The organism is Parachitinimonas caeni (assembly GCF_030129945.1).
GTDB lineage: Bacteria > Pseudomonadota > Gammaproteobacteria > Burkholderiales > Chitinimonadaceae > Parachitinimonas > Parachitinimonas caeni.
On the sequence record NZ_JARRAF010000037.1, the window covers coordinates 20,217 to 44,304 of the forward strand.

Annotated in this window: 27 protein-coding genes; 17 read left to right on the forward strand and 10 right to left on the reverse strand. The window is 58.8% G+C overall.

Translation table 11 applies throughout. The features are described 5' to 3' along the window. Positions 1-42 precede the first annotated feature (42 nt). Complete coding sequence (locus PZA18_RS20355) at positions 43-561, forward strand: GNAT family N-acetyltransferase (RefSeq protein WP_284102716.1); 519 nt, start codon at positions 43-45, stop codon at positions 559-561. A 77-nt stretch (positions 562-638) separates the two neighbouring features. Here PZA18_RS20355 and PZA18_RS20360 read toward each other — a convergent pair whose 3' ends face one another. The 4 genes from PZA18_RS20360 to PZA18_RS20375 all read right to left on the reverse strand — a co-directional run bounded on the left by PZA18_RS20360 (position 639) and on the right by PZA18_RS20375 (position 3,321). Further along, the gene (locus PZA18_RS20360) at positions 639-1,097 is read right to left on the reverse strand and encodes a hypothetical protein (RefSeq protein WP_284102717.1); all 459 of its coding nucleotides are present in this window, start codon (positions 1,095-1,097) and stop codon (positions 639-641) included. Positions 1,098-1,179: 82 nt separating this feature from the next. Further along, entirely contained in the window at positions 1,180-1,596 is a 417-nt protein-coding gene (locus PZA18_RS20365) for a Cif family virulence factor (RefSeq protein WP_284102718.1), read from the reverse strand. 122 nt (positions 1,597-1,718) lie between these two features. Then, the gene (locus PZA18_RS20370) at positions 1,719-2,795 is read right to left on the reverse strand and encodes an alkene reductase (protein ID WP_284102719.1); all 1,077 of its coding nucleotides are present in this window, start codon (positions 2,793-2,795) and stop codon (positions 1,719-1,721) included. 55 nt (positions 2,796-2,850) lie between these two features. Further along, positions 2,851-3,321, reverse strand: coding sequence for a YybH family protein (locus tag PZA18_RS20375; protein WP_284102720.1), 471 nt, complete (start codon positions 3,319-3,321; stop codon positions 2,851-2,853). 111 nt (positions 3,322-3,432) lie between these two features. Here PZA18_RS20375 and PZA18_RS20380 point away from each other — a divergent pair, with 111 nt between their 5' ends. The 4 genes from PZA18_RS20380 to PZA18_RS20395 all read left to right on the forward strand — a co-directional run bounded on the left by PZA18_RS20380 (position 3,433) and on the right by PZA18_RS20395 (position 6,009). Beyond that, positions 3,433-4,389, forward strand: coding sequence for a LysR family transcriptional regulator (locus tag PZA18_RS20380; RefSeq protein WP_284102721.1), 957 nt, complete (start codon positions 3,433-3,435; stop codon positions 4,387-4,389). A gap of 249 nt (positions 4,390-4,638) precedes the next feature. Next, positions 4,639-5,115: a hypothetical protein gene (locus PZA18_RS20385; RefSeq protein WP_284102722.1), complete on the forward strand. Its 477-nt coding sequence runs from the start codon at positions 4,639-4,641 to the stop codon at positions 5,113-5,115. Between the two features lie 162 nt (positions 5,116-5,277). Further along, positions 5,278-5,526 carry a hypothetical protein gene (locus PZA18_RS20390; RefSeq protein ID WP_284102723.1) on the forward strand — a complete coding sequence of 83 codons (249 nt, stop codon included), beginning with the start codon at positions 5,278-5,280 and terminating at the stop codon, positions 5,524-5,526. Between the two features lie 75 nt (positions 5,527-5,601). Next, positions 5,602-6,009, forward strand: coding sequence for a hypothetical protein (locus tag PZA18_RS20395; RefSeq protein ID WP_284102724.1), 408 nt, complete (start codon positions 5,602-5,604; stop codon positions 6,007-6,009). A gap of 124 nt (positions 6,010-6,133) precedes the next feature. Here PZA18_RS20395 and PZA18_RS20400 read toward each other — a convergent pair whose 3' ends face one another. Then, positions 6,134-7,351, reverse strand: a complete 1,218-nt coding sequence (locus tag PZA18_RS20400) for a serine hydrolase domain-containing protein (protein ID WP_284102725.1) — start codon at positions 7,349-7,351, stop codon at positions 6,134-6,136. A gap of 150 nt (positions 7,352-7,501) precedes the next feature. On the opposite strand from PZA18_RS20400, the gene PZA18_RS20405 reads away from it, so the two are divergent. From PZA18_RS20405 to PZA18_RS20455, 11 genes are all read left to right on the forward strand, one after another. After that, a complete protein-coding gene (locus PZA18_RS20405; protein ID WP_284102726.1) occupies positions 7,502-8,158 on the forward strand; it encodes a response regulator in 657 nt (218 codons plus the stop codon). Then, a complete protein-coding gene (locus tag PZA18_RS20410) occupies positions 8,158-9,591 on the forward strand; it encodes a sensor histidine kinase (RefSeq protein ID WP_284102727.1) in 1,434 nt (477 codons plus the stop codon). The genes PZA18_RS20405 and PZA18_RS20410 overlap by 1 nt, the downstream gene beginning before the upstream one ends. A gap of 120 nt (positions 9,592-9,711) precedes the next feature. Beyond that, positions 9,712-11,316 (forward strand): flagellin N-terminal helical domain-containing protein, encoded by a 1,605-nt coding sequence (locus PZA18_RS20415; RefSeq protein ID WP_284102728.1) that lies wholly within the window; start codon positions 9,712-9,714, stop codon positions 11,314-11,316. Positions 11,317-11,410: 94 nt separating this feature from the next. Further along, positions 11,411-11,800, forward strand: a complete 390-nt coding sequence (locus PZA18_RS20420) for a flagellar protein FlaG (RefSeq protein ID WP_284102729.1) — start codon at positions 11,411-11,413, stop codon at positions 11,798-11,800. Between the two features lie 57 nt (positions 11,801-11,857). Next, positions 11,858-13,870 carry a flagellar filament capping protein FliD gene (gene fliD / locus PZA18_RS20425; protein WP_284102730.1) on the forward strand — a complete coding sequence of 671 codons (2,013 nt, stop codon included), beginning with the start codon at positions 11,858-11,860 and terminating at the stop codon, positions 13,868-13,870. A 116-nt stretch (positions 13,871-13,986) separates the two neighbouring features. Continuing rightward, entirely contained in the window at positions 13,987-14,466 is a 480-nt protein-coding gene (gene fliS, locus PZA18_RS20430) for a flagellar export chaperone FliS (RefSeq protein WP_284102731.1), read from the forward strand. After that, entirely contained in the window at positions 14,453-14,794 is a 342-nt protein-coding gene (fliT, locus tag PZA18_RS20435; RefSeq protein ID WP_284102732.1) for a flagellar protein FliT, read from the forward strand. Before fliS ends, fliT begins: the two co-directional genes overlap by 14 nt. 68 nt (positions 14,795-14,862) lie before the next feature. Further along, complete coding sequence (locus PZA18_RS20440) at positions 14,863-15,240, forward strand: DUF2802 domain-containing protein (RefSeq protein ID WP_284102733.1); 378 nt, start codon at positions 14,863-14,865, stop codon at positions 15,238-15,240. After that, positions 15,237-16,370 carry a flagellar hook-length control protein FliK gene (gene fliK, locus PZA18_RS20445; protein ID WP_284102734.1) on the forward strand — a complete coding sequence of 378 codons (1,134 nt, stop codon included), beginning with the start codon at positions 15,237-15,239 and terminating at the stop codon, positions 16,368-16,370. The genes PZA18_RS20440 and fliK overlap by 4 nt, the downstream gene beginning before the upstream one ends. Continuing rightward, complete coding sequence (locus tag PZA18_RS20450; protein ID WP_284102735.1) at positions 16,360-16,713, forward strand: EscU/YscU/HrcU family type III secretion system export apparatus switch protein; 354 nt, start codon at positions 16,360-16,362, stop codon at positions 16,711-16,713. Before fliK ends, PZA18_RS20450 begins: the two co-directional genes overlap by 11 nt. A 10-nt stretch (positions 16,714-16,723) precedes the next feature. Beyond that, positions 16,724-17,584: an NAD(P)-dependent oxidoreductase gene (locus PZA18_RS20455; RefSeq protein WP_284102736.1), complete on the forward strand. Its 861-nt coding sequence runs from the start codon at positions 16,724-16,726 to the stop codon at positions 17,582-17,584. A gap of 85 nt (positions 17,585-17,669) precedes the next feature. Here the strand turns inward: PZA18_RS20455 and PZA18_RS20460 are convergent, their stop codons facing one another. From PZA18_RS20460 to PZA18_RS20475, 4 genes are all read right to left on the reverse strand, one after another. Further along, positions 17,670-18,317, reverse strand: coding sequence for a hypothetical protein (locus PZA18_RS20460; protein ID WP_284102737.1), 648 nt, complete (start codon positions 18,315-18,317; stop codon positions 17,670-17,672). Positions 18,318-18,462: 145 nt separating this feature from the next. Continuing rightward, on the reverse strand, positions 18,463-20,253 hold the full coding sequence (locus PZA18_RS20465; RefSeq protein WP_407951200.1) for an O-linked N-acetylglucosamine transferase, SPINDLY family protein: 1,791 nt from the start codon (positions 20,251-20,253) through the stop codon (positions 18,463-18,465). 289 nt (positions 20,254-20,542) lie between these two features. Then, positions 20,543-21,589 carry an RNA ligase (ATP) gene (locus PZA18_RS20470; RefSeq protein WP_284102739.1) on the reverse strand — a complete coding sequence of 349 codons (1,047 nt, stop codon included), beginning with the start codon at positions 21,587-21,589 and terminating at the stop codon, positions 20,543-20,545. Between the two features lie 364 nt (positions 21,590-21,953). Next, positions 21,954-22,607: an ATP phosphoribosyltransferase regulatory subunit gene (locus tag PZA18_RS20475; RefSeq protein ID WP_308447436.1), complete on the reverse strand. Its 654-nt coding sequence runs from the start codon at positions 22,605-22,607 to the stop codon at positions 21,954-21,956. Positions 22,608-22,681: 74 nt separating this feature from the next. On the opposite strand from PZA18_RS20475, the gene PZA18_RS20480 reads away from it, so the two are divergent. After that, a complete protein-coding gene (locus PZA18_RS20480; RefSeq protein WP_284102740.1) occupies positions 22,682-22,840 on the forward strand; it encodes a hypothetical protein in 159 nt (52 codons plus the stop codon). A 104-nt stretch (positions 22,841-22,944) separates the two neighbouring features. Here the strand turns inward: PZA18_RS20480 and PZA18_RS20485 are convergent. Continuing rightward, positions 22,945-24,088 (reverse strand): tetratricopeptide repeat protein (locus tag PZA18_RS20485; protein WP_284102741.1); only part of this gene is annotated, 1,144 nt, incomplete at its 5' end.

Genomic DNA, 24,088 nt, shown 5'->3' on the forward strand with positions numbered 1-24,088 from the left:
GCTGAATTTTACTTCGTAAATCGAATATTGAGAGAGACTTAAATGCTGATTGAGACCCCGAAGTTAGAAGACGCCAAAAAGCTACTTGAATATTTTCATGAATTGGTGGCGTCAGATACAAACCGTGTCGAGAGGGTGGAGGACGTACGTAAAATCTCTATTGAGATGGAGGAGAGTTGGATAAGAAATATACTTGCCAAGCAGGCAGAAGGTTCTTATGCCGCCAGATGCATTTATGATGATTCAGGAAAAGTCATCGGCCTTGGCGAAATTGAGCGGCGGCCAAGATGGATTGAACGCCACGTTGCAGAAATTCGTTTCGGATTGCTACCCGATCATTTCAGTGCGGGCGTAGCGTTTGTTCGAGTGCTTGAAAATCTGGCCAAGGAGATGGGGATTGAAGTTTTATATTACTTCCATCTCACAACGCAGAAGCAAGGGCTTGATATTATGCAGGAGTGTAAATACAAGGAGGTGGGGATTATTGAGGATTATTATAAAATCGATAATTCCTATGTGGATAGAATCTACCTGCAGAAAAATATTGTTTCTCCTGGCTGAGATTTTTCTTGGCATGGAGTTCAGGCTACAAGCCCCTAACTTGGACGGGGCTTGTTTGCGTCGGGTTTACGAAATATTTACTTTAAGGCTTTAAATAAAACATCACTATACAGTGCTGCCCATGTCAATATAATTAGCATTGAACCAAGCGAGAAAAATGGTGCAAACAGGGCTTCAAGCCACTCGATACGCCTGTTTTTCCAAATGTGTTTTAGGATTGATTTGTTTATTTCTCTTGCGTGGAAATTGCCTAGTTTCAATTTTAACCGTATCTGACGGTTTTCTTCCATTAAATATCCAAAGCACCTGTTTATTAAGAGTTGAAGATTGGCGTGAAATGCGTATAGACACACTAATATGATTGGAACTATGTAAAACATTTGTTCTGAAATGCTCATGCGCTTAAGGCGGAACATGGCAATTGCGACACCGAGAATGGCTGCTATCATTAGTAGATTTCTAAGATAGTTTAAGAATTCAACCCTGCCATGATCGGAACATAAAACTAATCTATCAAAAAATGATTTCTCAGACATTGGCTCTCTCCTCGTTCTGGGTCTTGGAAGTTTTGAATTGTTTAAAAATGTCGGAAAAGGCTGGTAATTCCGGCAATTTATATTAAATGTCGTCTTGCCACACCACCGAGCTGATGCGCCAGCCTTTATCCATTTTTACAAAGTGCAGGTATTTGGTACCCCGGCCGGTGAAGGGCTGACCCTCCATCAGGCCGGCTTTGGAGTAGCGGCAGTGGCGACTGGCGATGCCGCCGGTGATCTGGGTGTCGGCGCTGTCTTCCTGTTCCTGAAAGTCGGTCAGGCGGCCGCTGGCGAATAAAGCCTGCCGGGGCGCGATAAAGCTTTCCAGCGAATACACGGTGGTGCCTTGCGGGCTATGGCAGGCGATGACGGCCTCTGGCAGGCAGAGTGCGTAAAGGCGGGAAAGATCGGGCAGCTGGCCATCCTTACAGGTGAATACGCTGAAGAAGGCTTGTACCAGCTGGTCGATCTGGGCAGAGTCGGAAGGGGTCGAGGTCATGGTCGGTGTCGCGGCCTAAGTAGTGTTTTAAGTGGTGTTTGAATGGGGGCACCTCAAAACTTCCTGTTTTCGAGGTGCCGGCGGCTCAGTCTACAAACAGCTTCGAGGTCTTGGCGCCAGGTTCAGCCTGCCATCGCGGTGGCATCCGCCAGTGCCGGGTAGTCAGTGTAGCCAATTGGCCCTTCGCTGAAGAAGGTTTTGTCATCGTAGGCATTCAGCGGCGCCCCGGCCTGCAGGCGGGCGGGGAGGTCGGGGTTGGCAATGAAAAGTTTGCCGAAGGCTGCCGCGTCGGCTTCGCCTTGTGCGATGAGCTGGGAGGCTGTCGCACTGGTCAGGCCCTCGTTGGCAATATAGATGCCGCCGAATTCGCGTTTGAGTAGCGGGCCAAGCCGGTTGGCGGTCTGCGATTCGCGGGCGCAGATAAAGGCGATCTTGCGCTTGCCCAGTTCGCGTGCCACATAGCCGAAAGTGGCTGGCCGGTCCGAATCGCCCATGTCCAGCAGGTCTGACTGTGGGGCCAGATGCATGCCGACACGCCCCGGCCCCCACACCGATATGGCGGCATCTGTGGCTTCCAGCAGCAGCCGGGCGCGGTTTTCAAGGCTGCCGCCGTAATCATCGGTGCGGTGGTTGCTGCCATCCTGCAGAAACTGATCAAGCAAATAGCCGTTGGCACCGTGCAATTCCACGCCATCGAAGCCGGCGCGTTGGGCGTTGACGGCGCCAAGCCGGAACTGCTCGACGACCTCGGCAATCTCGGCCCGGCTTAACGCATGCGGCACCACATAGTTCTGCAGCGGACGAATCAGGCTGACGTGACCTTTGGCAGCAATCGCGCTGGGGGCCAGCGGCAGCCGGCCGCCCAGATAGTCGGGGCTGGAGATCCGCCCCACATGCCATAGCTGCAGCACGATTTGCCCCCCGGCCTCATGCACTGCCTGGGTGATGGCCTTCCAGCCCTGCACCTGTGCCTCAGACCAGATGCCGGGGGTGCGAGGGTAGCCGACACCCATTGGCGATACCGCTGTGGCCTCCGAGATGATCAGCCCGGCGCCAGCGCGCTGCCGATAGTATTCGCGCATCAGCGCATTGGGCACCCGGCTGGGGGCATCGGCGCGGGTTCGCGTCAGCGGCGCCATGATGATGCGGTTGGGCAGCTTGAGTTCACCCACGGTTAGTGGATCAAACAAAGTCGTCATGTTTTCAATATTCCTTGAATGCAGAGGGTTGCGAAGGCAGGGAGCGGCTGAGCGCTCAAGGCGTTTTCGGGAATGAAGCGTGGTCGAGAATGTATTGCCACTCGCCATTTACCCGGCTGGCGATGTCCGAGAAGCGGCCCTCGACGATGACAGCCTCGCCGCCTTCATGGGGTTCGAGGCGAAGGCTGAACAACCCCCACGAATGCACCAGATTGCCGGACGCAATGTAATGCGCGTCGCGGATTGTGACGCGCGCCTGGTACTGCTTGAACATGCCGCCATAGCTGGCCACGATATTCTGCGTGCCCCTGACAACCATCTTATCCAGGCCAAAAACCGTGGTGGAAGCGGGGTTCATCCGCGCTAATGCCTGGGTGTCGCCGGCCTCGACTGCGCGGCTCCAGGCTCTGACGGGTTCGCTCAGACCATCCTTGATCTGCACCGGGGCTTTCTGGCTGGCCAAGGCGGGTGCGGCCAGCGCCAGTGCGGCCAGGATGCTTATGCCGGGGCTTGTGAGGGGGTTCATGTCGTTCTCCTTGCGGGTGGCGGGTAGGGCAAGTGTGCGATGGTTTCGCCATGCCGAGAACTGCAGGAACTAGAATTCACACTATTCCAATTTGTTATGAATTGAAGTGCCATGAACGAGCTGAAAGCGATGCGGGTGTTTGTGCGATGCGCCGAGCGAGGCAGCTTCTCGGCCGTTGCGCGCGAGTTTGAAACCACCCAGCCCAATATCAGCAAACTGGTGGCAGCGCTCGAAGCGCATCTGGGCGGCAAGCTCTTTGTAAGAGCCGTGCAGGGCCTGCGCTTAAGCCCGGAAGGCCAGCAGTACTACAGCGAGATCAAACCGGTTGTCGAGGCACTGACCCGTGCCGAAGAAAACTTTGGCCAGCTGCGCAATCAGGTATCGGGCACCGTGCGCCTGTCGGCCTCCCAAGCCTTTGCCCGCCTGCAGGTGCTCCCCCATCTGCCAGCCCTGCTGGCGCGCTACCCCCAGTTACAGGTTGATTTGCAGGTAAACGACCGTGCGGTGGATCTGATCGAAGACAACATCGACATCGCCTTTCGCTTCGGCCCGCTCAAAGACAGCACCCTGCTGGCCCGCCGCCTTGGCGTGAGCCGGCGCGTTACCGTGGCCACACCGGCCTACCTGCAGCAATACGGCACGCCCCTGGCGCCGGCCGAGCTTGCCGGGCACGAGTGCATCTTTTTCGACCAGCCCAATACCTCGCGCGACTGGACCTACTTCCTCAACCCCACCCGTGCAGCCAGCCCGCAGGCTGGCCGGCCGCGACCCATACCGGTACGCATCGCCGGGCGCTTTCAAACCAACAGCCCGGAAGCACTGCGCCAGGCCGTACTAAGCGGCATGGGCATCGCCCAGATATCTGCCTGGATGGTCAGTGCCGACATTCAAGCCGGCCGGCTGTGCCTGCTGCTGCAGGACTACGCCATTGCCGACACCCCGATCCACGCCGTCTCGACCCTCAACGCCCGCCAATCCGCCAAGATAAAAGCCGTCATCGACTTCTACGAGGCAGCCTTGCGCGAAGAGCTGGCGGCAACCCAGCCGGTGCTAGGCGATGCCGGCTAGTGTTGCATCACAACGGAGGTGAGTTTGATGTGGACGATTCAGGATATTGCCCAGCCCGTATTCTTTGACCAAAGGCCATGCGCATGTGCGTGCATTGTCCTCACTCGCTTTTCATGTGCCCCTCAAGCGTGGCCTATAGTGAAGAGGGCGCAGAGCTACGCGAATTTGATCGATCAAGCAGGCGTTGGGGGCGGGAAAGGTGGAGCGGGACAAGGGGAATAGAATGTTAGGCGTCAGTTCAGGAACGCTATGTTGCAGCTGGCCGCAGTGCGATTTACGTTAGGTCTCTCCTTCATGCGTATGAATGGTTGGTATCGGCTTTGGGTTGTGGCTGCCATTATTTGGTTCTGTCTCATTTCCATCGGGGCTTGGTATCTTCGTCCCAAGCCTGAATCAATATCTCACCGAAAAGAGTTCCTGGCTGCGGTCAGCCCAACAAGTGCAATGCATCAGTGTTCTTGGACAACAGCGCAACAAGACTGTGAGAAGGAAGCAAAGGTCGTGGTACAAATGCCCAACGGTTATAACGTTCTGCTTGCCGTTGATGACAAAGAAAACGGCCTATCCGTTGTAAGGAGCTATTGGAGAGCAGTCCAAAATGAAGCTTGGAAACAACAAAAGCAGACAGCGTTATGTGCTCTCGGTATCTGGCTGATTCCTTCGATTGCAGCTCTACTCGTTGGTCATGGAGTGGCGTGGGTGCGGCGTGGTTTTCAGGGAAGGTAGAGTGCAAGACATAGCCCGTTCGAGCCAGAGACCTAACCCTGCATTCGAAGGGAGCTGCGCAACCATCTCAATCCCGCGTTGGGGCTCACATCACAAGTAATGCCTTGCGTTCTCGCGGTTTCATAGCTCGTGCTGATTGGACGCTTTCAAAGAGGAAGAAAAATGGAAGTCTGGATTAAAGCCCTCGAAGTTGAGATGCAGGTAAAGCAAAAAGGAATCGAGCTGGAAGTTCGCAGCCCAGATGGAAAGGAACAGCTTGGAGACTGTTATGTAACCATGACTGGCCTTGTTTGGTGTAACGGAAAAACCAAGAAGGAAAACGGCATCAAAGTTAAATGGGAAGACCTCATTGCGATTTGTAAATCGGACGCCTCGCTTAAAGCTGCCGTCAAAGCAGCCAAAGCGCTATAGAGCCTCAACCCGCCAGCCCACATGGAACTGCGCGATAAAATCTCGCAGCGTCCGTGACTCCTACGTTAGACACCAATGGAGGCATACGAATATCGCAAATTGGGCTTGCCACTTCGCTGTGCCGTCGAGGTTGCGGCACAATTGGGACGAATTGCCAAGCCCCTTGAGCGGCATTTACGAGAAGAATTCAAGAAGGGTGATCACAGAGCCGCGAAGGCCCTCGGAATGCTCGGCACCATCGAGCAAGAAACCGTCGCCGCGCTTGCAGAGTCGCTACTTGGCGGTCCCGACCTTTCGCACGAATCGGCCCGTGCCTTGGTCTGTTGCGGAGAGGCCGAAAATCCGGAGGTTCGCAAAGTAGTCGAGTCTTCAGAGAAGGCTAAAGCCATACTCTCCTGGGCTGCATCCTACGTTGGCCGGCAGAATTCGCATAAGCCCCCCATTGTTGATGCTCAACCGCTCTGTCAAGGGGGCTGGCTGTAATCCCTCTACAGTTCGAAAACCCAAGGCCGCATGCAGCGCTGCCTCGCCCAGAAGCCGCCGCGCCAAAGGCGCTGGCTAACCAAGCCAGCTCCTCCACCCAAAAGTCCAACGTCTTTCCCCACCGCTAGTTCAAGCCCGCTGCCAGGATGGCGGCATCTACCTGGCGGATGACTTTCATCTGCAGCGATGCCTCGCCTTCCGGGTGGTCTTCGTCGAGTTTGTTCATCATTACGGCATAGCTGATGCCGGACGGGAGCTGGCGCAGTACGGTGGCTACGCCGGGGTCGGCGCCGCTGAAGCCGCCGTTGTTCGAACCTTCCAGCGGCTTGCCGTCGGGGATGCGGTAGCGACCGGCAAATTTTGCCATCGCGCTGGCGGTGGTGATGGTGGCGCCAACCGCTACCCAGTTTTCTGCCCTGACCGCGCCATCGAGCGCCGAGACCACTTTGCCGGGTTCGAATACGCTCGGTGCCGTCACGGTAGTCTGGTAGTTGGGCTCGCGTGGGTTGCGATCTTTAAGGCGCGACTTGGCGGCTTCGATGTCCCGGCCGGGCACGCCAAGCGGGGCGAAGATGGCTAGCCGGATGTAGTCGATGTAAGGCATCTTGGCGGCTTGCTCGATGATGCGGCCCAGCAGCAGATAGCCGAAGTTGGAGTAGGCGGCGCGGGTGCCCGGCGCGTGGTCGAGCGGCCGGGCCAGTACGGCGCGCATCAGGTCGGTCTGCTCGGGGGCGGTGCTGAGGCCCAGCTGTTGCTGGATGGCGGCTTCTTCGGTCAGCGGGTCGCCTGATACGGTGGCATCCCAACCGCCTTGGTGATCCAGCAGATGCTGAATGGTGATCTCGGCAAGCCGTGGGTCATGGGTGGGCAGCGAAGCGGGCAGGGCCAGCCAGCAACGGCCGTTGCCTTCGGTGCAGAACACCTTGTCGGTCATCGCCAGCACCCCATCGCGGGCCAGCCGCTGGATGGCGGCGGCGGTGACGGGCTTGATGATGCTGGCGGTCATGAACAGGGCGTCTGCGGGTAGCGGCACGGTCGCGGCGGCGTCGCGATGCCCGAACGCCTGTTCAAGTAGCGGTGTGTCGCCCTTGAAGATGGCGATGGTGGCCGCTGTAACGCCGGCCTGGGCCAGCAGGGGTTTCAGGGCAGCATCGACCTTGCCGGAAAGGTCGCCGGCACAGGCTTGCAGCTCGCCAGTGCTGGCCGAGGGATGGCGGGCCACGCAGCTGACCGAGCGTTGCGTGGCTTGCGCCGAATCGCTCTGGCACCCGCCCAGCGATAGCGCCACGGCGCCCGCCAGCAGATAGACCGCTTCTTGGTTGCAAAGTCGGGGAAACATCATGATGAGCCTCTTGCATCGGTAAAAATCTGGCTCACATCATGCGGCGGCGAATCTTAAGCAAACCTTAAGCGCGCAGCCCGCTGGCTCGGCTTTGTGCGGCCAATGCGGTTTAATGGTCGCCCGCCAACTGCACCGGGCTGCCGAATCCCCATGCATATTCTGATGATTGAAGACGATCTTGATCTGGGCCTCGCCTTGCAAAGAGCCCTCAAGACTGAAGGTTTCACTACCGAATGGTGGCGCCGTATCGCCGATGCACCGGCATTGCCCCGCGCAAGCGATTACGACTGCATCCTGCTTGATCTGTCTCTGCCCGACGGCACCGGCTTCAGCCTGCTGCGGCAGTGGCGGCAGGCCGGGGTGACGGTGCCGATTTTGATCATGACCGCCTTGTCGGCTCTGGATGACCGGCTGGCCGGGCTTGATGGCGGTGCCGATGATTTTGTCGTCAAGCCGTTTGCCGTGGCGGAGCTGGTGTCGCGAATCCGGGCGGTGTCGCGCCGCTATGCCCAGCAGGCCAGCGAGGTCTGGGCACTGGGTGATCTGGAAATCGAGCCGCGCCGCCATCTGCTGCGCATAGCCGGGGAGGCGGTTGAGTTGTCTTTGCGTGAATTCCGTTTGCTGCTGGAACTGGCCAGAGAGCCGGGGAATGTGGTGCCCAAGGGCATCCTCGCGCAACGGCTCGAACCGCTGGGCGACCCGGTGAACTTTGGCGCCATTGACGTGCATGTCTGTAATCTGCGCGCCAAGATCGGTGCAGAACGTATTCGCACCGTGCGCGGTGTCGGTTATCTGCTGGTGGTCTGATGAATCCTTCCCCATTGCCCAAAGCCAAGGCGTTTGGCATTCCCGATCTGCCGGTGCTACATCCTCTCACCCGTAAAACCCTGCTCCGGCGCGTGGTACTGGCCTTGCTCGCCGCTTTTCTGCTGGTGTGGCTGGTCCTGGGCGCCGTGCAATTTCTGATTGCCAGCAACCAGTCGAATACCGACGAGGGTATTCGTGAAGCAGCAACGGGTTTGTCGGAAGCGCTGGCGCCCATCACGAGCCCTGTCGAGGCGCGGGCGATCAGTGAGGCAACCTCACGCCAGTTCAATGCCTTCTACCGTCGCCAAGAGGTGCCGGCCGCCATGCTTATTCAGCTGCAGGATGAGCAGGGGCAGATCTTGTTTCTATCCTCCAATGCAGGCGGGATAGCGCTGAAGGCCGAGCTGACGCAGATGACTACGCTTCATATCAAGGGGCGGTTGTTTCGGGCATTTGCCTGCAAGGCTGGGCGGTGGCAGATCGTGCTGGCTGGGGCAGAGCCGGGCACGCTTTGGCTGATACAGTCTTTGCTGAAGGAACTGTTGCTCTATCTGGGGCTGGCCTTCCCCTGCATCTGTCTGCCGATCTGGCTGGCGGTTTCCCGGGGCTTGCTGCCCTTACGCCGTTTTTCCGAGCAGATTGCCGCCCGGGGTGCGGACAATCTGCAGCCGGTGGGCATCGACCCCGAGTTCGAGGAACTCAAACCTCTGGCGTCCGCGCTTGACCGTCTGCTGGCGCGGCTGCGCAGCAAGGTCGAGCGCGAGCATGGCTTTGTGCAGGATGCAGCGCACGAGCTGCGTACCCCCATGGCGGTGATTGCCGCACAGGCCCATGTCATGGCAATGGCCGATGATCTGCCCAAACGCCAGGAGGCCGCACAGCAACTCGATCAGGCAATTGCCCGGGCCTCGCATCTGGTGGAACAGCTGCTGCAGCTAGCGCGCATGGATCAGGAAAAATCGGGGCAGCTTGGGCCATTGGCCGTGGCAGATACCGCCAGACGCTGTCTGGCCATGTTGGCGCCGTTTGCCATGAAGCGGGGCCAGGAGCTATCGCTGGAAGCTCCCGACCAATTGTGCTTTCCACTTGCCGAGCCCCTGTTTGAGTCGATACTGGTCAATCTGCTGGATAACGCCATTCGCTACGGGGCGGAAGGTGGCTGTATCGAGGTCGAGTTGTCTGAAGCCGGGGGCGGATTGCTGCTGTCGGTAGCTGATGATGGCCCCGGCATTGCGCCTGCAGACCGGCAGAAAGTCTTCGAGCGCTTTTATCGTGGCGGAGGCCATGACACCCAGGGCACGGGCCTGGGCCTGGCCATTGTCCAGCAAGCCGTGCAAAGCTCGGGCGGCCAGGTGCAGCTTACCTCGGGCTTGAAAGGCCGTGGCTGCCGGTTTCTGGCAGAGTGGCCCCGGCCGCAGCAAGCCAGGAAATAGCGGGCACCGCTTTTTTGCAATCGTCTTCTAAAGTTTCCCGAACCGGTTCCGATATATGGCTCGAAGGCGCCGTGCGCCGGGGACTTACCGAAATCGGGATCCGATTCAAGGAGACGCAAAATGCAAGTGATTAACACGAATATCCCGTCGCTCAACGCGCAACGGAACCTATCCACCTCGCAGACCAGCTTGACGACATCGCTGCAACGCCTGTCGTCCGGTTTGCGGATTAACAGTGCCAAAGACGACGCCGCAGGCCTTGCGATCTCCGAGCGTTTTTCCGCACAGATTCGCGGTATGGACCAAGCCCGCCGCAACGCCAACGACGGGGTGTCGATTGCGCAGACCGGTGAAGGCGCGCTGGAACAGATGGGCAACATTCTCCAGCGTATCCGCGAACTGGCCGTACAGTCGGGTAACGCCACCAACTCCCAGTCTGACCGCGAAGCGCTGAACTCAGAAGTCACGCAGCTGGTATCAGAACTGGACCGGTTCTCGACCGCCACCGAGTTCAACGGTCAGAAACTGTTTGATGGCAGCTTCGGCGCAGCCACCTACCAGATCGGTGCTAACGCCAATCAGACCATCAACGCCACCACCGCCAACTTCCGTACCAACCAGTATGGTACCTACCAGCTGGGTGTCGGTAACGGGACGGGCATCGGCACCGTGACCTCGTTTACCTCGGGCGCCACCTCCACTTCGGCAGGCAGCACTGGCGTGGTGTCTACCGGTGGTTTGAACGTCACGACATCCGGGACGTTCAGCATTAATGGTGTGACGATTTCCGCCAGTGGTACCGACAGTGCAGCCGCGCTGGCTACCAAGATTAATGCGGCTAACGCCGGCGTCGAGGCCAGTGCCCGCACCGAAGCCACCCTGACCTTCTCGGCCAGCGGCTCGTTCAGCCTGACAGCCGCATCAAAGAGTAATACCTTCGAAGCGGTGGCCTTCAACGTGACCGATGCCGATGGCGACGGTTCGATCGAGCAGGAAGACTATGCGCAGGCGGTGGCCGCATTCAATGCCAAGTCTTCGAAGACCGGTATCGTGGCGCAGGTTGTGGACTTCCAGACCACCAATGCAGGGGTGACAGAAACCCGTTCGGGCTTGAGGCTGGTCGCAGCAGACGGTAGCAATATCGCCCTGGCGGCTTCGGGTGGCTTTGCGGCCGATGTGGCGATTTGGAATGCCAGCGGTACGGCAGGCGTTGATGCCACCTTGCTGACCAGCGGTTCCTCGGCGGCGGCGGCTTCGGGATCATCGGATGCGACGCTATATATCGGCGGCCAGGTCACCGTCAACTCGCGTGGTTCGTATGCCCTGACATCGGCTGGTGCAGCCTTCGCTTCCGGGGTTGTCAACTTCGGTGGCGTAGCGGCGAACGCAGTAGTATCTTCCGATATAAGAACGGTTGAAAAGATTGATATCTCGACTGTTGAAGGGGCGACCCAGGCGCTCAGAGTGGTAGATGACGCCCTGTCGCTGGTCAATGATCAACGCGCCAAGTTCGGTGCCTTGCAAAGCCGGTTTGCGGCCACGATCACGAACCTGCAGACAACCTCCGAGAACCTCACTTCGGCGAGATCGCGGATCAGGGATGCAGACTTCGCATCGGAAACGGCGAACCTGACACGGGCACAGATCTTGCAACAGGCAGGTACCGCGATGCTGGCTCAGGCGAATGCGCTACCTAACCAGGTTCTGAGTCTGCTCCGCGGCTAAGGCTTGGGCGTGGATAGATCATCCTAGTTTGATTGGAAAATCGCCCTGGCCGGTAGTCGGATCGGCTGGGGCGTAAGCACAGGAGGGTAGCATCATGCAACTCCAATCCGTCTCCCAGGTCAGCTCGGTGGGCTCGATACAGCTCAACCCGGGTGAAGGTGGTGCAGTACGCGCGCAGGTGGCGGCGGCAGAATCCAGCCAGATTGCCGAGGCTGTGAAGGTCAGCCCTGATGCCATACAGGCTGCGCACGCAGCGCCAGATCCGAAAGAAGTGAAGAACGCGGTCGAAAAGCTGAACAAGTCGGTCGAGTTGTCGAGTCGCAGCCTGCAGTTTTCTGTTGACGAAGACACCCGCATCAACATCGTCAAGCTGATCGATACCGATTCAAAGCAGGTGTTGAGGCAGATTCCTTCGGAGGAAATCTTGTCGATTGCCAAAGCCATCGACAAGTTGCAGGGACTGCTGATTCAGGACAAAGCCTGACCCGGTCAGCGATATCGCGGCATGGGATCGGCGTAGATATCGCACAAGGAGTGGATGATGGCTTCGATCAGTTCGGCAGGTCTGGGTTCGGGTCTTGACGTCAATGGGCTGGTGTCGCAACTCATGGCGTTTGAGCGCCAGCCTCTGACCGATTTGACCAAGAAAGAGGCGAGTTATCAGGCCAAACTGTCGGCCATGGGTAACGTCAAGGCGGCTGTCTCAACGTTCCAGGGCTCGGTTCGCGGGCTGACGGACGTCAGCAAGTTCAACCGCCTCGGGGCCACGGTCAGCGATGCCACTATCGCGACAAGCTCAGCCACCAGCCTTGCTCAGATCGGCACGACACGGCTTGAGGTCTGGCAACTGGCTCAGGCCCATAAGCTCAAGACTGCCGGGGTTGCTGCGGCAGATACTGTGGTCGGAACCGGCACACTGACAATCCAGTTCGGTACCTATAACTCCGACGACAACACCTTTGCCATCAACCCGAACAAATCATCCGCCACGGTCACCATTGCGCCGGAAAAGAACACCCTGGCAGGCGTGCGGGATGCCATCAACGCCGCCAACATCGGTGTCAATGCCAGCATTGTCAACGATGGAGGGACCAACGGCTTCCGGCTGGTGCTGGCGTCAAAAGACAGCGGCGCTGCCAATAGCCTGAAGATCACAGTCAGCGAGGATGGGGGTTCTCCCACCAATACCGATACCAGCGGCTTGTCGATGCTGGCTTACGACCCGACCGGTACCGTGGATGACGGCAAGAATCTGGTTGAAACCGTAGCCGCGAAAGATGCCAAGCTGTCGGTCGATGGCGTAATGATCGCCAAGCCCAGCAACACCGTCACCGATGCCATTCAGGGCGTAACGCTCAATCTGCTCAAGACCACGACCGCTGCGGTGGATGTCACCATCAGCCGGGACACTTCGGCAGTGACAACGGCAGTTCAGGCTTTCGTCAAAGGGTATAACGATCTGGCCAAGACGCTGGGCGATCTGTCGGCGTTTGACCCGAAGAGCGGCAAGGCAGCGGCCCTGCAAGGCGAATCGGTGATCCGCAGTCTGCAGTTCCAGATGCGGGCGACGCTCAATGGCGTGCTTGGTCAGGGCAGCTTTACACGCCTGTCGCAAGTCGGCGTGAGTTTCCAGCGCGATGGCACCATTTCGGTTGATACGGCAAAACTTGCCGGTGCGCTCAATACCAATGCCGACGGCGTTGCCGGTCTGTTTGGTGCCTGGGGCGTCAGCACCGAAAGTTCGGTGAAATTTGTCAGCGGCAGCAGCGCCACCAAACCGGGCTCGCATGCGGTGAACATCACCACGCTGGCCGCCCAGGCCAAACTGGTTGGCGGCACGGTCAACAGCCTGACGGTTGATGGCAGCAATGACACATTCACCATCAATGTCGATGGCACCGGATCGGGCACCATCACCCTGGCGCAGGCAACGTATGCATCGCCACAGGAACTGGCTGCAGAACTACAGTCCAAGATCAATGGTGACAGCAGCCTCAAGGCCGGTGGCAAGAGCGTAGTCGTCAGCTACAACGCCGATACCAGCACTTTCGAGCTGACCTCGGCCCGCTATGGCTCGGCCTCGAAAGTCAGCATCGTGTCGGGGGCGGCGGCGCTGGATACGACATTGGGTCTGACCATCGGCTCCAGCGCTTCGGGGGTGGATGTTGCTGGCACTATCGGTGGCGTGGAAGCGACCGGTTCAGGCCAGTATCTGACTGGCAACGGCGTGGCCAAGGATTTGAAACTGCAGATCACCGGCGGTTCTCTCGGCGAGCGAGATCCGGTGGTCTACAACGTTGGCCTGGCTGCCCAGCTGGACAAGCAGCTTGATGACATGCTGTCAGCCAAAGGCATGATCGCTGCCCGCACTGAAGGGCTGGATCAACAGATAAAAGGGGTGGGTGACAAACGCACCACCCTCAATCGCCGGCTCGATACGGTCGAGGCGAACTATCGCAAACAATTCACGGCGCTTGATACTTTGGTATCGAGCTTGCAGCGAACCAGCAGCTATCTGAGTCAGCAGCTGGCGAACCTGCCCAAGGCAGGGTAATGCATGAAGCAAGGCCGCTGGCTGCGGCGGAATGGCAAGGCGTCATCGCCGCCGTGTAGCCAGCTGCTTGGTGCGCTCCATGGTTGCCTGGCTCTGGGCCTTTCAGGGTGGAAGCCATGAATGTCAACAGACGTGCTCTGAATGCATATGGGCAGAGTGATCTGGAGCACCAGATCGACACCGCAAGCCCGCACAGGCTGATCTGCCTGTTGTACGACGGCGCAATCAAGGCCGTGGCCATGGCAAAGGTGCAGATGGAAAACCATCTGGTCGCAGCCAAGGGCGCTTCCATATCAAAAGCCATTTCGATCGTCGAAGACGGTCTGCGTGTGGCGCTCGACAAATCGGTGGGGGGAGAACTCGCCGATAATCTCGAGTCTCTCTACGACTACATCTCTTACCGGCTGCTGGTCGCCAACGTCAATAACGACCCCGAAGCTCTTGATGAAGTGGCCAAGCTGCTGAGTGAGCTGCGTGAAGCCTGGGAGTCCATCGGGAATGCAGCGACGCAGAACAATGGCGCCAGCAACGAAAGCGAATCACCGCTAGAATTAAACCGTGAGAAGAAGGCAACGCTAAGCTATGGCCGCATCTGAGTTTTCCACCACGCTTGCCCATCACCAGCAGCTTCTGGAGGCAACCTTGTCCTTGCTGGGGGTGGCGCGTGAAGAGCGCTGGGATGACATCGAAGCGGCCGGCGTCCTGCAGCGGGAAGCCCTGGCACGTATCGAAAGCCAGCCGGCTGAGCCACTATCTGCCGAACAGCGCGGTCAGCTGAACGGGCTTTTGCAGCAGATCGACCATGCCAACCAGGAAGCGCTGCAGCGGGTGGAAGCATGGCGGCTGGAGGTTGGCGATATCCTGCAAAGCTTCGAGCAGTCACGCGGTAATGCCGACCGGCTGTCTAAAGCCTACGGCGGCTGAGTTGGCGTGATCAGCGCTTTCTTCTTGCATCAACATATCCTGTGTGAGCATGAATGGAGAGCGGTGTCGTGGGTAATATCGTCATCACTTGGCCGCAACTGGCGGTAGTCGCAATCCTCGTGGTCGGCGTGTATGTGGCGGAGCTGCTGCTGTTCATGCGGCGATCCGGCCAGCCGCAGCGCCATCGAATCAATCAACTCGAAACGGAAATCGACAGCCTGCGCGACGATCTCGTCGCCTTGCGCCGCGAGCTGGCGGCGAGCCGGATGCCGGTCGCCGAAGAGCCCGAGCCGGTACCGGCCAGCGAGGTCGACTCTCCTTATAGCCAGGCGATCCGGTTGGCCCGCCAGGGGCTGGACTCGGCTGCGGTCGCCGCCGGATGCGGCATTTCGCGCGGGGAGGCTGAGCTGATCGTTGCCCTGTATCGGGGGCGCAGTCGGTCATGACCACGCCCACCGACAGTGCAGCAACCCAGCTGCAGCTCTATGCCAAAACGATCCAGGCGCCACTGATCCAGATTTCCGACACGCTGGAAACCACCGCGCTGCTGTTCACGGTGGGTGAGAAGGTCAAGGCGGAGGTCCGGGGAGAGCTGCAAGGTGGTCGTTTTGCTGTCATGGTGAAAGATCAGCTGCTCGATTTGAATCTGCCGCGCAATACGCAACCCGGCGAAAAGCTGGACCTGACGGTCCTGGCCAATTCGCCCAAGCTCACCTTTCTATTGCAGCGCGAGAATGCGTCCCCCCCACCAGCGGCACCGACGACGCCCGCAGCCAACGATGCGGAAGCCCGTAATGTCAAACTTTCCCCGATGGCTCAGCTATTAGGCAACCTGATTGCCGAGCCTCCCGCAGATGCCGAGCCCAAGTTGTCGCAGCTGGCTCAGGTCGGGCCATTGTTTGCCGGCAAGCTGCCTGAGCCGGCAACCGTAGCCGGGGCTTTGCGGCAGGCAATTGGCGAAAGTGGCTTGTTCTACGAATCGCATCAGGCGGAATGGATAAGTGGACAAAGACCGCTGGCATCGCTGCTGAACGAGCCGCAGGCCAAAGCTCAGCCGCAATCCCGCCCCGCTGTTCCGCAGACGCCCACCCCGCTTGTCGGCAAGGAGGAGGATGGCCAGCAGGCAACCACCGAGGCCGGGAAAGGGGCCTTGCTGCCGCCGTTCGCACAAACGGCCGATGAGCCTCCCATCGTTCGACAGCTCGTCCAGCAGCAGCTGGAGACGCTTGATCAGCGCCAGATCAACTGGCAGGGGCCGGTCTGGCCAGGGCAAGTCATGCGCTGGGAGATCGACGAACCACCGGAGCAGGGAAAATCTGGCCGCGAAGGCGAGGAGGGCATGGTCTGGCATACCAGGCTGCATCTGGATCTTCCTCATCTGGGGGGGGTGACCGCCCTGTTGGCCCTGCGCGGCCACACCGTTGATTTACGCTTTCAGGTGGCCGATGCCGATACCGCCAGTCAGATCCGCGCGAATGATGAACGTTTGCTGGCCGGATTCGAGGCCGCCGGGCTGGAGTTGGCAAGCCGACAGGTGGATGTTGGCGATGACGAGGTGACGGGCCGTGGCGGATAACCCGCCCAGCAACCGCCAGCAGGCGGTAGCTTTGGCGTATCTGGCAGGTAGCGCTGCGCCAAAGGTTGTGGCAAAAGGCAGAGGCCTGATTGCCCAGGCCATTGTTGAACGGGCCAAGGAAGCGGGTGTATTCGTCCATCAGTCACCAGAGCTGGTAGCCTTGCTGATGCAGGTGGACATCGACCAGCATATTCCACCTGAGTTATACCGCGCAGTCGCTGAGGTTCTGGCCTTCCTGTATTTTCTGGAGCACGGCATTGCTGCAGATGCCCCTGTTTTCCAGGCGCCTGAAGCGACCAGTGCTGCGGCGGAAAAGCCAACGCAAGCTGGCGACGAATCTTGAGGGAGATACCATGCATATAGGATTGATCGGCCCTGGCATCATGGGCCGTCCGATGGCGTTCAATCTGGCCAAGGCTGGCCACACTGTTCATGTTTATGCGCGACGCGACGCCGCGCTGGAGCCTTTTTCCAATCAACCGGGTTTTGTGATCGCGTCCAGTCCGGCGGAGGTGGCCAGGGCGGCGGATATCATCATCACCATTGTCTCGGATACGCCAGATGTTGAAGCCGTGCTGTTTGGTCCGGACGGCGTGACACATGGCGCCACTGCTGGCAGCGTGGTGGTGGACATGAGCACGATTTCACCGACAGCGACCCGCGAATTTGCCAACCGTCTGGCGATGCAAGGCGTGGAGATGCTGGATGCGCCGGTATCCGGTGGTGAAGTTGGCGCCATCAACGGTACCCTGTCGATCATGGTCGGTGGCAAGCCGGAGGTGTTTGAGCGCGTGCGCCCGGTATTTGAGCTGATGGGCAAGAATATCGTGCATGTTGGCGATGCCGGTGCCGGGCAGGTGGCCAAGGCTTGTAATCAGGTGGTGGTGGCCGTAACCATTGAGGCGGTAGCCGAGGCCCTGACATTTGCACGCTCGCATGGCGTTGACGGCGCCAAAGTTCGGCAAGCTTTGCTCGGTGGGTTTGCCGGCAGCAAGATCATGGAAGTCCACGGCCAGCGCATGCTCGATGACAACTTCCAGCCCGGCTTCAAAACGCATCTGCACGCCAAGGATATGCGGATCGTTGAGGCCGAGGCCCGTAGCCGTGGCGTGGTACTTCCTTGTGCCGACCTGGTTTCAGGGCGTCTGGAAGGACTGATTGAGGCAGGCATGGGAGAGCTGGATTCTTCGGCCTTGTACCGGTTGTTGAACTAAGTCCCCGGTTAAAGCATCTGTAGAACTAAACCAAACAAAAAGGCCCGTCTGGGCCTTTTTGTTTAGGGGCATGAATACATCAGAATCAGTTGCTGGTGCTGGTGCTGGTGCTGGTGCTGGTGCTGGTGCTGGTGCTGGTGGGTTGGGCACCGGCGGCCGGTTCTGCCTTGAAATCATCCCCTGACAGATCGAGCGCACTGAGCGTACTGGCGGTGGCTTTTACGGCGTCCCACTTGTCTGCCGGACTGGAGAAGGACGAAATAATCACTTTGTCCAAGGCCTTGCTCCAGTAAACCGTGTAGAGCACATGCAGCTCTTTACGACTGCCATCGGGCTTGTCGATTTTTTCCTCGGTTTCCAGGCAGGTGCGCTTGAAGGCATTCTGGTCTGTCGCCTTGCACTCGCGAACCACCTTCGCGCCAGCTTTTTTCCGGTCAAGGAAGCCTTGGGCAAAGACGTCAACTGCCGTCTTGGTGCCTTTCTCGACGCCTTCCAGAAGCTGCACCCTCAACCCGGTTTCGTAGGGGGTTTTAGTTGCCTCTTCAGCTGAAATGGTCCAGATATGGCCCGAGGAAGTCTTGATTTTGTTGAAAAACCAAGCTTTGGGGCGAACCAGCTTGGCGTCGGTGGGCTCCAGCATTTGCGAGATGAAACCCTTGGGAAGCGGGGGAGGAGTTTCCGCCAGGCAGTGAAGGCTGGTGGCGCAGAGCAAGCTAGCAAGCAAGAAACGCATTCGAAATGTCCGTGATGACTAGTTATGGATTACCGATTGATCGCACAAGATCCGGGTGGCGGGGCTGAGAGAGCCGCCTCACGACCGTTGGGGTTGCGATGGTAGGCCAGCGGCCAAGGCTGAGGCAAGCCGGGCGTCCTCAGGTTCAGGCCGCGCTGTGGCTCAGCCAGAATTCGCGGTAAGCGTCTTCCAGCTCGCGGGTAAAGCCGGCCTCATCCAGCAGCGGCGAGCCTTGCAGGCGCTGGCGCATATCACTTCTCAGCTGTGCCAGTTCTTGAATTCGACCGGGCAGGGCGGCGGCCAGTTCCAACCATGCTTCTTCGTCCGCCGCCGCGAAGCCCTTGATGCCGAGACAATGCAAGATGGACAGCCCGACCCGGCTGCGATGGTTTTTTCCATAGCGGGTCAACGGTGGCACCCCCATCCATAGCCCGGCCAGTGTGGTGGTGGCGCCGCCGTAAGGGTAGGGGTCGAGCGCAATGTCAACGGCGCCATGCAATGCCAGGAATTCACTCTCAGATAGCCGACCATGCAGCTGCAAGCGCTCCGGGCCGATGCCTGCTTCGGCAAAGAACGCCAGAACCCGTTGCCGGCTTTGGCCGACGGGAACGGCCGCCAGCAGCAAGCGGCTGTCGGGCAGGCGTTGCAGCAGGCGACGCCACAAGGCCAGCGTGGGCTCGCCCAGCTTGCCCCAGCTGTTGAAACTACCAAACGTCAGAAAGCCGTTGCGCAAGGCGGGCAATGGCGCGACATCCGGGCAGTGGGGATGAGGACGGTACACCATGTGAAAGCGCGGCAAGGGCAAAATCTGTTCGCTGCGGGGTTGCTCGCCAAGATCCTGGGCGAGGGTGGCATCACTGATCCAGCCATCCATCGCGGCCAGTCCGGTACTGCCGGGGAATCCCATCCAGGTAATCTGCAGAGGGGCGGCCCGGCGGGCAAAGACACCGAGACGGTGATGGTCGGTATGGCCTTTGAGGTCAATCAGGATGTCAATCTGGTCCTGACGAATCTGTGCCGCCAGCGCGTCGTCGCTCAAGGTGGCCACCTCGCACCAGCGGTGCCCCAGCCGCTTCAGCCGTTCGGTCGCAGCATCCGGTTTGGTGGTGTAGCTATACAGCGTGATATCGAAGCGGTCGCGGTCATGGTGGCAGAGCACCGGCTCAATAAAGTGCATGACCGCATGCTGGTAGAAGTCATTCGAAAGATAGCCGATCCGCAATCGCTGGTTGCCGGGTCGGCTGGCTTGGAGGGGCGGTGCGGAGATTTTCGCTTCGCAATCGCGCCGGAAAGCGGCGTAGGCCTCGGCGAGTTCGTCGTGGTGGGCATCGGGGTTCTGATGCAAAGCAAAAATCAGGTTGCTGTGGCCAAGCCAGTTGTGGGGCTGGCGCTGCAGCAATTGGCGATAGGCTGCAATCGCTTCCGCATGCAGGCCCAGGCTTCGGCAGACTACACCCAGATTATTCCAGGCTGGGCTGTAATCCGGCAGCTGCTGCAGCGCCTGCAGATAGGTTTCGCGGGCAGCGTCGAGGTCGCCTTGCCCCTGCTGGGCGAGGCCCAGGTTATAGAGGCCATGACCATTTTGCGGGTCGAGTGTGACGGCGCGGCGGGCGGCATCAATCGCCGCCTCCAACTGGCCGGACTGACGCAGGGCTTCTGCCAGATTGCGCCAGTATTCTGGACGGGCATCTGCCAGATCAACCGAGCGCTGCAGCCAGGACAGCGCCTCTTCGGCCTGCCCATTCTGCAACAAGGCAACGCCGACCATGTGCAGCGCACCGTGATGTTGCGGAGCGTGTTTCAGTACTTGCTGGTAAATCGAGACCGCCCGTGCCAGCTGCCCCTGTTGATGCAGGGCAACGGCTTGGGCCATCCAGGATTCGAGTACAGAAGGCGTGGGAGAAGAACTCATCGTGGCGCGGATAATGGCGAGCAAAGCCGGTGATTGTAGGCGATGCCCGCCATGACCGCACCAGACCGGTCAGGAAGGGTTGGCAGGGTTCAGCGCTGTTGCCCCTTTATTCCCGGCCGGACACCAAACGTCAGCGGTGCCTAGGCGCCTAGCAGCCTGTCGGATTTTCGATGCGCGGGCGGAATTCGCGGGTTGAACAGTCTATTTTTGCTGGATTTTTCGTTGCATAGGCTCACTATGCGCCTCAAAAACCAGCAAAACGGGTCTCGTTCTCCCGCGTTTCCACCTCCGCGCCCGAAAGTCCGACAGGCTGCTAGCGATCCCCGTGCTTCAGCAGATAGCTGTTGGAGATCGCCTTGAACGAGAAGCTACCATCCAGTTGTTTGAATACCACCCCTTCCCGCGAGGTGGCTGGGTTGAGCGATGGTCCTTCTGCATAAGCGAGCACTTGCGCCAATTGCCCGCCAAAGCGCCGCAAAGTGGTGAGTTCCAGGATTGGAACTAGCTGTATGGTTGCCCCGAGAGCCCGTAGCTGGTCAACGACAGCCAGCCGTTCCACCGGACCAAGGTAACTGCCCCGGTCGATATCGAAAATGTCGAACAGATAAAACGCCTTGCCCTGAAGCTTCTCGGGGTTGCCCTGGATACCGGTACCAACGATTTCTCCTTGTAGTGCCAGACTGCGGCCAAGGGCTGTCAAAGCTTCGGTCAGTCTATCTTGCCGGGCGACCTGCCACAGGCTGTTGCTGGGGGTTTCCTTCAACCACCAGTTGCGACCACACACCCCGCTGACACCTTCGTGGTGGAACACCGTCATGCTTGATCCATCCAGCTTCACGGTGACTTCAAAAACCTCATCAGCTCGGCTGCTTAGCACGTCGGGCAGGTTCTGGATGCGCTCCTGATCCGTCTTACGGATGAAGGCGGGAAATGCGCCTTCAACCTCGCCCCCCAGTTCGGCAGGGATTGGTGCTTCCCACTTTTCAATACCCAGCAGATCGGCGAAGTCCTGCTCACGTAGGCGGATATCGCTCAGGCCGTCCAGCCTGGCGGAAATTTCAGGAAAGTCTGCCAGCGGCAAGATCAAGCCCTGCGACAGCTGCCCCCGCAGCTTGATGGTACGTAGCCGAATGCCTTCCTTCTCGTTCCATCGCACCTTGTTTTTGGCCAGAAAGGCATAACGTGGATCTGCCAGGGGCAGGAAGGCGTCGATTTCGAAGAACACACAGCGTTCACCCGGTTGAAATTCCCCTTTCTTGATGACGACCGTCCAGCCTTCAACGGTGGCGCACTCAATCGCATCTGCACCGGGAATAGGCTGGATGGCATCGACTTTTCTTACAGTTACCAGTTTTCTCATTTTCATACTTTCAAGATCGGCCGCATCGCCTCATCGACCTGCCGACCTCATGGAGCACCGATGCGTTATTCCGGTGTAATGTGATCCGGGTGTGCGTCATCAGTGCCGTGGTTGGCAACCGGCACTCCCCCACTTGTGCCGGTTGCAATCGCTGGGTAACCCAGTACTTTCAGTCAGGTTCTGCTGACGTGAAGTTTGCAGTCGCGCCGGGCCGAGTTTGGCTTAGGGCGATACCTGCCAGGGTGACCGTGGAGGGTAAGGGGCGGAAGCCCCAACCACTCCGCATGGCATCCTCCTTGTGGAGACGCCGGGTTTCACAGGAAAACGGTCCGGCTTTGCGTTGCCGAACGCTTGCACCGAATGACTATGCGACGCGCTCCACGCCTTGCTCCTCGCTGTTTTCTGGAGAAACGCGATCTGCAAATCTCACATCAACAGAGCCTAGCGCCAAGGCGAGTCGCTCCAGACCAATTCCGAAACCCGCTCCTTCCGCATAGGCGCCGCCACCCACAACCTGCTTCTGAGCACCGAGCTGCGGGCAGCTGAATTCAAATCCATTTCCTTCAAGGTAGTAGCTCAAGCCGCGCTGGGCGCGGGCATCCAGCTCGTAGCGCAGCCCTAGGGAGTCGAGAAATCCCTGACACAGCTGCAGACTTAACGCCTTGGCAGCGGCGGGATCTGCGCTCAGACACTCGAACCCGAGCTGTGTGAACTCGCGATACCGTCCCGCTTGCGGCCGCTCGTAGCGGTAACAACGTGCGATATAGAAAAATAATCTGGGCTGATTACCCGGTCGCCACTGTGCGGCCATTTCCTGGAAGATCGCGGTGGCTTCAGGAATCAGGCAGCAAGGACGCCCCTTCTTGTCGGGGAAGGCCCACATCTGGCCGATAACCTCACTACCCCCTGCTTTGGCGATAAACGTATCTTGTTGCCACAGAGCCGGCAGAATGACTTCTTCGGCACCCGCTTCAATGAAGCCAGCTCCTGAAGCGATTTTCGATGGCTCGTAATGCAGCGGCTTCCTGTCCCATTGTGATACGTGTTCCTCGCACCATACTCATGTGATGTCCTTTCAAATGGATGCGCCAATTGGCAGCAGAAAATAAAAAAGGCGCCGTTGGCGCCTTGGTTTTGCTGACTTGCTTTGCGGTATTGCGATCAAATACTGGGTTATCTGATTCTCTCTACGGCAAGGCTACGGACGCGCAAAACCCCGACGCCATCTTGCTGGCAATGATGATGCGCTAAGCGGAATGAGGGGGTGTTTTGCAGGTCCATGTTTTCGAGCATGCCACAGCCCATTTGTTGCTGGCAAATCCTGTGCCGGGGCGGCTGTCTGTTTGTTGTCATTTTTACCGGCTTGCCTCGGCCAATAGCTGATTGGCCAATTGCCTTTCCTGGGCAATGGTTGCCCGGCTATCTTTATTCAGTTCCCTGGCGGCTTCTTCAAGCAACTGGCGGGCAACCTTCTTGTCGCCGGTATAGAACGCCAGTCGGCCGTGCTGATATTTGAGATAGGCATCCCAAAGTTTGTCGGGCCGAATCGAATTAAGGGTTGCCACCTTCAGACCCGCTAGCAACTTTTCTACGCCTTCGGTTTTTTTCATGTCCAGCAGGGTGCCTGCGAGATGGAATTTGATCGACTGCACAATCGCGTGATCTTCCGGCAAGGTGGTGCGGGCATCGGCAAGCACGGCAATCAGCAGTGGATGGGCTTTCTCCGGCTGGCCAGCGCTCTTGTAGGCCCGTGCGGCATTATTCCGGTACACCAGCGCTTGCGAGACGATGGCGCCATTGGCCTTGGTGGCGATTTGCGCGGCGCGTAGATAGATTCCGGCAGCGACCTCCCAATCGGCGCTGCTGAAATGGGCATTCGCAACCCGGGTCAGCGCCTTGGCATAAGCCATCGTGTTTTCACCCACGGCTTGTTGCACGCAGTCGGTGGCAGATTGCGCCTCGGCAATCGCCTCCTTCAACTTGAACTGGATGGTGAGGATCTCGGCATGGCCCTGTATTGCCTGGCAATGCAGGAAATGGACTTTCCCATAGCGTTTTTCAGAGCTTTGCTTGAGGGCGATGAACTGCTTTTCAGCGGTTGGAAGGTCGCGCAGTGCCAGGTATGAATACGCCAACGCGTATCGGGCCTGCTCGCGCAATTGCGGGCTGGGACTCGGCGTTGCCTCCAGAATCTCCAGCGCTTTGGCTTCGCTGCGTTTGACGTCCTGCCAGCGATACTCGCTATAAGCGACCTGTCCAACAACATGCCAATAGTGCGCGAGCGCTTCGGAAGGCAAGGCGTTTTTCAACCAGACGGAACGTTCGACCTCAGCCAGCTGCTGCTTGGCCTCAGGAAGCCGGGTCAAGGCGCGTAGGCTATCGGCCTTGAGGATCTGGATATGCGCCTTCTGCTGCAGATCGGGATTGGCCACCTTGGTCAGCGCCGTCAGTGCCTTGTCGCCCTCGGCCAGCGAAGCGCGATGCTCGCCCAGGCTGTTG